Source organism: Streptomyces sp. SID10853 (genome assembly GCF_010548145.1).
GTDB lineage: Bacteria > Actinomycetota > Actinomycetes > Streptomycetales > Streptomycetaceae > Streptomyces.
Genome location: NZ_JAAGLN010000260.1, coordinates 1 through 9439 on the forward strand (window position 1 = coordinate 1; position 9439 = coordinate 9439).

At 72.3% G+C, this 9439-nt stretch carries 6 protein-coding genes and 1 pseudogene; 3 read left to right on the forward strand and 4 right to left on the reverse strand.

What is annotated here, in order from left to right; genetic code table 11:
* Positions 1-264 (reverse strand): annotated as a pseudogene (locus tag G3I19_RS37065) (hypothetical protein); the annotation flags it as partial.
* A 120-nt stretch (positions 265-384) separates the two neighbouring features.
* Here G3I19_RS37065 and G3I19_RS31080 point away from each other — a divergent pair.
* Both G3I19_RS31080 and G3I19_RS31085 read left to right on the forward strand, forming a co-directional pair.
* The gene (locus tag G3I19_RS31080; protein ID WP_164267057.1) at positions 385-1233 is read left to right on the forward strand and encodes a (2Fe-2S)-binding protein; all 849 of its coding nucleotides are present in this window, start codon (positions 385-387) and stop codon (positions 1231-1233) included.
* A gap of 166 nt (positions 1234-1399) precedes the next feature.
* Entirely contained in the window at positions 1400-2470 is a 1071-nt protein-coding gene (locus G3I19_RS31085) for a DUF2637 domain-containing protein (RefSeq protein ID WP_164267058.1), read from the forward strand.
* 46 nt (positions 2471-2516) lie between these two features.
* Here the strand turns inward: G3I19_RS31085 and G3I19_RS31090 are convergent, their stop codons facing one another.
* On the reverse strand, positions 2517-2954 hold the full coding sequence (locus G3I19_RS31090) for an ATP-binding protein (RefSeq protein ID WP_164267059.1): 438 nt from the start codon (positions 2952-2954) through the stop codon (positions 2517-2519).
* 194 nt (positions 2955-3148) lie between these two features.
* Here G3I19_RS31090 and G3I19_RS31095 point away from each other — a divergent pair, with 194 nt between their 5' ends.
* Positions 3149-6250: a glycoside hydrolase family 38 C-terminal domain-containing protein gene (locus G3I19_RS31095; RefSeq protein ID WP_164267060.1), complete on the forward strand. Its 3102-nt coding sequence runs from the start codon at positions 3149-3151 to the stop codon at positions 6248-6250.
* A 178-nt stretch (positions 6251-6428) separates the two neighbouring features.
* Here the strand turns inward: G3I19_RS31095 and G3I19_RS31100 are convergent, their stop codons facing one another.
* Both G3I19_RS31100 and G3I19_RS31105 read right to left on the reverse strand, forming a co-directional pair.
* Positions 6429-8171 (reverse strand): pyruvate dehydrogenase, encoded by a 1743-nt coding sequence (locus G3I19_RS31100; RefSeq protein WP_164267061.1) that lies wholly within the window; start codon positions 8169-8171, stop codon positions 6429-6431.
* 135 nt (positions 8172-8306) lie between these two features.
* Entirely contained in the window at positions 8307-9338 is a 1032-nt protein-coding gene (locus G3I19_RS31105; protein ID WP_164267062.1) for a protein phosphatase 2C domain-containing protein, read from the reverse strand.
* Between the last annotated feature and the right edge of the window lie 101 nt (positions 9339-9439).

Below are 9439 nucleotides of genomic sequence, written 5' to 3' on the forward strand. Positions count from 1 at the left end.
CGAGTGGCGGCGCACCGGCTTCGCCCCGGCGGGCGCGGGCAGGGCGGGCCCTGTGGCTGCCGGCCGTACGGCGGAGGCGGCCGGTGCGCAGCGGCTGTGCTCACCACCGGACGGCCCAGTGGCACCGGACGGCCCATTCACCTCTCCCCGGTCCGACCGCTCCGACCGCTCGGGGCTGCGGGCGGGATCGGGGATCCGGGCCGGGCCGGGCGGGTACGCGGACACGGACGGCTGTACCGCGTCGCGTGCTCTGCCCTGTTCCACCTGGGTCCTCCTCCGGCGTCCTGTTCAGCACGATAGGCGGACCGGGCCGCAGTTCAAACATCGATCGGATCGGATAAGGTAAGGCTTACCTGCAAACGATCGCGATTCGGTGGTCCCTGCATGACTGTCTCCACCCTGCTGCGCTCCCCCGTCACCGCCGCCTACGAGCGGCTGGCCGAGGTGTTCCCCGGTCTGTCCGTCACCGAGTCGGCGGACGCCCCCGCCCCGTCCGGCGGCGGCTGGGTGACCGCGGCCGGCCTCGCGGCGGGCGGCGGCGAACTCGATGCCTTCCTCGACTGGGACAGCGCCCAGGTGCTGCGCGACTACGGGCAGAGCGCCAGGTCCGACGTCATCGCCGGCTTCGGCTTCCACCGGTACGCCTGGCCCGCCTGTCTGCTGATCACGGTCCCCTGGTTCCTGCACCGCAGGGTGCCGAGGCTCCCGGTCGGCTCCGTCGCCTTCCAGCGCACCCTGGGCCGGATGGCCGTGCGGACCGGCGCTTTCGCCTGCCTGCCGGACGACCCGGCCGCCGGTGAGCCCGGGGCGTATGTGGTGGCGGACGAGGACGCGCTGCGCGCCGAGGTACGGGCGGCCGTGGCCGAGCATCTGGAACCGGTGCTGGACGGCTTCGGGCCGCGGATGCGCCGCGGCAGGCGGGCCCTGTGGGGGATGGCGACGGACGAGATCGTCGAGGGCCTCTGGTACGTCGCCCATCTGCTCGGCGAGGAGGCGCGCGGGGTGGCGGAGCTGGAGCTGCTGCTGCCGGGCACGACCGCCCCGTACGTCGGCACCGCGGGCTTCCGCGAACTGGCCGGGCCGCAGGGCAGGACGCTGCCGACCCGTGACCGGGCGAGCTGCTGCCTCTTCTACACCGTGCGCCCCGGGGACACCTGCGTGACCTGCCCCCGCACCTGCGATGCCGACCGAGTGGCCCGGCTCAGCGCCGACACCCCTCCTTCGGCTGACTGAATTCGAACCCGACGCAGCTCGCACGCAAGACAGTTCGATCAGATCGCCCCTATCCGGTGCTCCCCGCACTCCGTTGGCGTGCTCTTGTCCCGAAACGCTCTGGGCGCCCCGGGATCTGGGCCAATATTGCGGCCGCAATGCACTGACGCGATGCAAGGGACACCGCATGCGACTGACCGACATATCTCTGGACTGGCTGCTTCCCGGTGGCGTGATGATCGCGGGGGTCCTGGTCGCGGTGGCGGTGCTCGTGCGCGGCAGGCGCTCCGCCGACAAGGGTTCGGCCGACGACACCTGGGAGCGCAGCGAGGAACGCAGACGGCACAAGGAGGCGGTGTACGGCACCGCCTCGTATCTGCTGCTGTTCTGCTGCGCGGCGGTCGCCGCCGCGCTGTCCTTCCACGGGCTCGTCGGCTTCGGCCGGCAGAACCTCAACCTCACGGGCGGCTGGGAGTACCTGGTTCCGTTCGGCCTCGACGGCGCCGCCATGTTCTGTTCCGTGCTGGCGGTACGGGAGGCGAGCCACGGTGACGCGGCGCTCGGCTCGCGGCTGCTGGTGTGGACGTTCGCCGGGGCCGCCGCCTGGTTCAACTGGGTGCACGCGCCGCGCGGTCTGGCCCACGCGGGCGCCCCGCAGTTCTTCGCGGGGATGTCGCTCTCGGCCGCGGTGCTGTTCGACCGCGCGCTGAAGCAGACCAGGGTGGCCGCGCTGCGCGAGCAGGGGCTCGTACCCCGGCCGCTGCCGCAGATCCGGATCGTACGGTGGCTGCGTGCCCCCCGGGAGACCTTCGGCGCCTGGTCGCTGATGCTCCTGGAGGGTGTACGGACGCTGGACGAGGCGGTCGACGAGGTCCGGGACGACCGGCGCAAGAGGGAACAGGACCGGCTCCGCAAGCGGGAGCACGAGAAGCTGGAGCGGGCTCACCTCAAGGCGATCAACCGGCAGCACCGGTCGCTGGGGCGCGGCCGGGCCGGCCGTCAGGTGGAGGCGGCGGGCGCACCGCCCGCGGTCGGCACGGCGAAGGCGGTACCGGAGCCTGCCATACCCGAGCCAGGACAGCTGCCCTTACGCTCCAGGCCCTCCCTGCAGGCCGTGACGAGCCCTGACTCCGACCGGGCCACGCCGGGAACCGATGCCACGACCGTCGACCTCACGGCCGAGGACGATACCCAGACGCTCCCCCGCCTCGACTCCCTGGAGCAGAAACTGAAGGATCTCGAACAGCAATTCGGCTGAGTGACCGACGGCTCGGCCCAGTGACCCGGAGGCGGTCAGGTGTGGCTCACACCTGACCGCCTCCGAGTTCGAACCAGACCGATTTGCCCACCTCGTGCGTCCGCACCCCCCAGGCGTCCGCGAGCGCCTGCACCAGGGCCAGCCCCCGGCCGTGCGTACTCTCGTCGGTCGCCCGGTAGGGCTCCGGCTGTCCGTCCGTGAAGTCCCGCACCTCCACCCGGAGTCCGGCCGGGCCCACCCCGGCCGTGACGACCGCTCCCCGGTCCGTGTGGATCAGTGCGTTCGTCACCAGCTCGCTGGTGAGCAACTCGGCCACATCGGCGCTGCTCTGACTTCCGCACCGCCGCAGCAGCTCCCTCAGCCCGTGCCGTACGTCCTTCACCGCCGGCAGATCCCCCCGGCCCAGTCTCCGGCGGAGCCGCCCGCTCCGGCGCCCCCCTGGCGTGCCCGAGCCCTGGCCGCGCCGGTCAGGTGCGGTACTCATGCCACTATGACGCCCCGTCATATCCCCCGCCTGCAAGTCGTGGTGCTCTGTCGTGGTGCTCTGTCGTGTCCGAACGGCCTCACCGAATGCATGCCCGGCAGGCGGGTGCTCACGCATGGCGGGCGGGTGCCGTGCGCTCCGCCGGGGAAGGCAAGCGGGGAACGTCACGCCGAGCCGATTCCGTAGGAGCCGCGATGCACGACGACCGATCGCTGGTCGAGGGCCGCCTGGAGCGGGCCCTCAACCAGTTCATCCGCCCCGCTCAGTACACCGACCGGGTGGCGCTCACCCTGTCCGTCTGGCACGTGCCGGGTGAGCCGGTGCCCGTGGCGGATGCGCTGCGCGGCACGTACGAGCCCTTCGCGGCCGGGACGGAGTGGGGCCGGCCCTGGTCGACCAGCTGGTTCCGGCTGGCGGGCGCCGTCCCCGACGCCTGGGCAGGCCGCCGGGTCGAGGCCGTGATCGATCCGGGGTTCACCGGTGACGGCCCGGGGTTCCAGGCCGAGGGGATGGTCTACGACGCCGAAGGCGTGCCGGTCAAGGGCATCCATCCGCGCAACCGCCATGTGCCCGTCGCGGCCCCCGCCGCGGGCGGCGAGCAGGTGCGTCTGCTCCTGGAGGCCGCCGCCAACCCGGCCGTACTGCGGCACGGCTTCGAGCCGACTCCGCTGGGCGATGTGCTGACCGCGGGCGACGACCCCGTCTACCGCTTCGCCTCCGCGGATCTCGCCGTGCTCGACGAGGACGTCTGGCAGCTGGTCATCGATATCGAGGTGCTCTCCGAGCTGATGCGGGAGCTGCCGGCCGACCGGAGCAGGCACCACGAGATCCTGCGCGCGCTCGAGGACATGCTGGACGCGCTGGACCTGCACGATGTGCCGGGCACGGCGGCGGCCGGGCGGGCCGCGCTCGCTCCCGCGCTGGCCAGGCCCGCCGACGCGGGCGCGCACCGGATCTCGGCCACCGGCCACGCCCATATCGACTCGGCCTGGCTGTGGCCGCTGCGCGAGACCGTACGGAAGGCGTCACGGACCTTCGCCAATGTCACCGCACTGGCCGCCGACTACCCGGAGCTGGTCTTCGCCTGCTCGCAGGCCCAGCAGTACGCCTGGGTCAAGGAGCACCAGCCGCACATCTGGCAGCGCATCAAGAAGGCGGTCGCGGACGGCAACTGGGCGCCGGTCGGCTCGATGTGGGTCGAGTCCGACGCCAACATGCCGGGTGGCGAGGCGCTGGCCCGGCAGATCGTGCACGGCAGGCGCTTCTTCACCGAGGAGCTGGGCGTCGAGACCGAGGAGATCTGGCTGCCGGACTCCTTCGGCTACACGGCGGCCTTCCCGCAGCTGGCGAAGCTCGCGGGGATCAGGTGGTTCCTCACCCAGAAGCTGTCCTGGAACCAGGCGAACCGGATGCCGCACCACTCCTTCTGGTGGGAGGGCATCGACGGCACCCGGGTCTTCACCCACTTCCCGCCCGTCGACACCTACAACTCCCAGCTGCACGGCGCCGAACTGGCCCACGCCGAGCGGAACTTCGCCGACAAGGGCCGGGCGACCCGCTCCCTGGTGCCGTTCGGCTGGGGCGACGGCGGGGGCGGTCCGACCCGCGAGATGCTGGAGAAGGCGCGCAGGCTCCGCGACCTGGAGGGCTCACCGCGCGTGGAGATCGAGCGGCCGGCGGCGTTCTTCGCTGCGGCCGAGGAGGAGTACGGGCGGCAGGCGCCGGTCTGGTCGGGCGAGCTCTATCTGGAGCTGCACCGGGCCACGTACACCACCCAGGCGAAGACCAAGCAGGGCAACCGGCGCAGCGAACATCTGCTGCGGGAGGCCGAGTTGTGGGCGACCGCTGCCGCACTCCGGTCGGGGGCGTACGCCTATCCCCACGACGAGCTGGACCGCATCTGGAAGACCGTGCTGCTGCACCAGTTCCACGACATCCTGCCGGGGTCGTCGATCGCCTGGGTGCACCGGGAGGCGCGGGAGACCTATGCGGGGGTACGGGAGGAGCTGGAGGCGATCATCGGAGGGGCGCTCGCCGCACTGGAACTCGGTCCTGACGTAAGGCCGTTGAGCGAGGCCCACGCCCCCGGGGCGGTGCTCAACGCGTCACCGTACGGGCGCCGTGAGGTCGTGCGCACGGACCGCCCCGGCGGCACGGCGGACGGCGTCCTCGCCTTCGTCGAGGTACCGCCGCTCGGGTCAGCGCCGCTCGGCGGCACGGCGCCCGGCGCCGCCGTCACGGTGACCGTGGACGGCCCGGAGACCGTGCTCGACAACGGGCTGCTGCGGGTCACGGTGGACGCGGACGGGCTGCTGGCCTCGGTACACGACCTGGCGGCCGGCCGCGAGGTCCTGGCGCCCGGGAGCCGCGGCAATCTGCTCCAGCTGCACCCCGACCACCCCAACCAGTGGGACGCCTGGGACATCGACCGGCACTACCGGCGCAGCCGCACCGATCTCACCGCCGCCGATTCGGTGGAGGTCGTCACCGAGGGGCCGCTGCGGGCCGCGGTGCGGGTGGTGCGGACCTTCGGGGCCTCCCGTATCACTCAGGAACTGCGGCTGGACGCCGAGAGCCCGCGCCTCGACATCGTCACCGAGGTGGACTGGCAGGAGTCCGAGAAGGTGCTGAAGGCGGCCTTCCCGCTCGATGTGCACGCCGAACGGTCCACGGCCGAGATCCAGTTCGGCCATGTGCACCGCGCCACGCACACCAACACCAGCTGGGACGCGGCCCGTTTCGAGATCTGCGCGCACCGCTGGCTGCGGGTCGCCGAACCGGGGTACGGGATCGCGGTGCTCAACGACTCGACGTACGGCCACGATGTGACCCGGGCGGAGCACCGGGACGGCCTGGGCACGACCGTACGGCTGACGCTGCTGCGCGCCCCGCACAGCCCGGACCCGGAGGCGGACCTGGGCACCCACCGCTTCAGCTACGCGCTGTACCCCGGCGCCGGGGTGACCGACGCCGTACGGGAGGGGCTCGCGCTCAATCTGCCGCTGCGGACGGCGGACGCGCCGGGGCTCGCCCCGCTGGTGGCCACGGACCATCCGGCCGTGACGGTGGAGTCGGTGAAGCTCGCCGAGGACCGGGGCGGTGATGTGGTGGTGCGGCTGTACGAGTCGGCGGGCGGCCGCGCGGACGCCACGGTCGGCTTCGGCTTTCCGGTGGAGCGGGCCGAGGTCACCGACCTGCTGGAGCGGCCGCTGCGCGAGGTGACGGCCGACGGGGACAGGCTGGCGGTGACGCTGCGGCCCTTCCAGATCCTGACGCTGCGGCTGCGCCCGGCCTGACCGGGGCCGATCGCGTCCGGCCGGGCGCGACCGGTTACGTCAGGCCGCGCGGGACCGGTTACGTCCGGCCGGGCTCGACCGATTAAGTCCGGCCGCACGGGACCGAGTACGTCCGGCCGGGCTCGACCGATTACGTCAGGCCGCACGGGGCCGGTTACGGCCGGCCGGGCGCGACCGCTTACGGCCGGGGCATGTTCCGCAGATTGGAGCGGGCCATCTGCACCATCCGGCCCACTCCGCCGTCCAGCACGATCTTGGACGCGGAGAGCGCGAAGCCGCTGACCATGTCGGCGCTGATCCGCGGCGGGATGGAGAGCGCGTTGGGGTCGGTGACCACGTCGACCAGGGCGGGCCCCTTGTGCTTGAAGGCGTCCGCGAGCGCCCCGGCCAGCTGTTTCGGCTTCTCCACGCGGACGCCGTAGGCCCCGGCGGCCCGGGCGATGGCCGCGAAGTCGGAGTGCTGGTGGGTGGTGCCGTACGCGGGCAGGCCGCCGACCATCATCTCCAGCTCGACCATGCCGAGCGCGGAGTTGTTGAAGACGACGACCTTCACTGGCAGGTCGTACTGCACGAGAGTCAGGAAGTCACCCATCAACATCGAGAAGCCGCCATCGCCGGACATCGCGACGACCTGCCGGTTCCGGTCGGTGAACTGGGCGCCGATGGCCTGCGGCAGGGCGTTGGCCATCGATCCGTGGCTGAAGGAACCGATCACCCGGCGGCGGCCGTTGGGCGTCAGGTAGCGGGCCGCCCACACGTTGTTCATCCCGGTGTCCACGGTGAACACGGCGTCCCCGTCGGCCACTTCGTCCAGGACGGATGCCACGTACTCGGGGTGGATCGGGGTGTGCTTCTCGACCTTGCGGGTGTACGCCTTGACGACCCCTTCGAGGGCGTCGGCGTGCTTCTTCAGCATCTTGTCGAGGAACTTGCGGCTGGTCTTGGCCTTCACCCGCGGTGTCAGCGCCAGCAGCGTCTCGCGCACATCGCCCCAGACGGCCAGGTCCAGCTTGGTACGGCGGCCGAGGTGCTCGGGGCGGATGTCGACCTGGGCGATCTTCACATCGTCGGGCAGGAAGGCGTTGTACGGGAAGTCGGTGCCGAGCAGGAGCAGCAGATCGCACTCGTGCGTGGCCTCGTAGGCGGCTCCGTAGCCGAGGAGCCCGCTCATGCCGACGTCGTACGGGTTGTCGTACTGGATCCACTCCTTGCCGCGCAGCGCGTGGCCCACCGGGGACTTGACCCGCTCGGCGAACTCCATCACCTCGGCGTGCGCCCCCGCCGTGCCTGCACCGCAGAACAGCGTGACCCGGTCCGCCTCGTCGATCAGCCGGGCCAGCTTCTCGATCTCCGCCTCGCCGGGGCGCACCGAGGGGCGCGAGGTGACGAGCGCGCTCTCGCCGGTCCGGTCCGGGGCCTGGGCCCCCGCGATGTCGCCGGGGAGCGTGACCACGCTGACACCGCTCTGGCCGATGGCGTGCTGGATGGCCGTCTGGAGCAGCCGCGGCATCTGCTGCGGGCTGGAGATCATCTCGCTGTAGTGGCTGCACTCCTGGAACAGCCGGTCGGGATGGGTCTCCTGGAAGTAGCCGAGGCCGATCTCGCCCGAGGGGATGTGCGAGGCCAGAGCGAGGACCGGCGCCATGGACCGGTGGGCGTCGAACAGGCCGTTGATCAGATGCAGGTTCCCGGGGCCGCAGGATCCGGCACAGGCCGCGAGCTTCCCGCTGACCTGCGCCTCGGCGCCTGCCGCGAAGGCGGCGGTCTCCTCGTGCTTGACCTGGATCCAGTCGATGGACGCGTTGCGCCGGATGGCGTCGACGACGGGATTCAGACTGTCGCCGACGACTCCGTACAGGCGCTCCACACCCGCGCGGACGAGGATGTCGACGAACTGCTCCGCAACGTTCTGTTTGGCCATGCCTCCATCAACCCATGGGCCCGGGGGTCGCGCCTGCGCTGTTACGCCTTCTCAGCCCTCCCCTCCGTCCTCTCAGCCCTCCCCCCCCGCCTCCTCATGCCTCCCCCCGCCGGTCGGTTCACCGGCCGGTGGTGGTCAGCTCTCCCAGACCGCCGCGGCGGTGCGGTCGTCGGCGTAGCCCTTGACGCGCACCTGGGCGTCGGCCAGGAATTCGGCGAGCCCCGGCGGCTCGGTGGGCGACCAGCGTGCGGCCAGTTCGCCGGAGAGCGCCGGCTCGCCGCGCAGCGGTTCGGCGAGGCCCGCACTGCACAGCAGCAGGGTGTCTCCCGGCCTGGCCACCGAGGCACGGAAGCGGAACGGCTCGCTGGGCGGCGGCTCGGGTGAGGGGGCCGCGGAGGACGGAGGCTCGGGAGGGTACGTCCCGGAGGGGTGGATGTCGGAGGGGTACGTCCTGGAGGTGTGGACGTCGGAACGGTGGACGTCGGAGGGGTGGACCTCGGAGGGCGCCGAACCGAAGCCGACCACGGCCTCTCCCGCGGTGTCGGAGGGGCCGGGCTCCGCGGGCTCCATGTCCTGCCAGGCGCCGTCGCGGAGACGGAAGAGCCCGCCTCTGCCGACGCCGAAGAAGACCCTGGTACGGCATTCGGGGTCACCGGAGAGCAGCAGACAGCGCAGGGACGCCGTGTACTCGTGGGGTTCCAGGCCCAGTTCGGCGGCGCGGGCCCGCAGCTTGCCGAAGCCGCGCCCGGTGAGGCGGTGCAGCCCGGACTTGAGGTCCTCCCTGCGGCCCGCCCTGATGTCCTCGGAGAGCCGCAGTCTGCTGCGCCCTACGGCCCCGCCGATCCACCGGCAGGCATCGGCCGCCGCGAGGTGCGCGCTGCGCGACGCGCGGGCGCCGCTGGCCACGGCGACCAGCACGAGCGCGCTTTCACCGCTGCCGAACCGGGCGGTGAGCAGGGCGTCCCTGCGGGGCTCGCCCCGGTACCGCGCGGAGTCCCCGCGTACGGAGGTGGCACGCACGGTGTACGAGCCGTACCGGGCGCCGTCGAGGACGGTGTCGGCGACGAGTTCGTCGAGGGCGTCGGGGTTCGCGTCCTGGAGGGCCGTGGGCTCGGCGTCGTAGGTGGGCGGCCCGTCACCCACATGGGCGACACCGGGTCGCGGCACGGCGGCCTTCGGATCAGCTGCGGCCTCCGGTTGAGGCGGGGTCTCGGCCGGCCGCCCAGCGCGCGGCGGCGCAGGCTCAGGTGGCTGGGTGGCCTCGGACG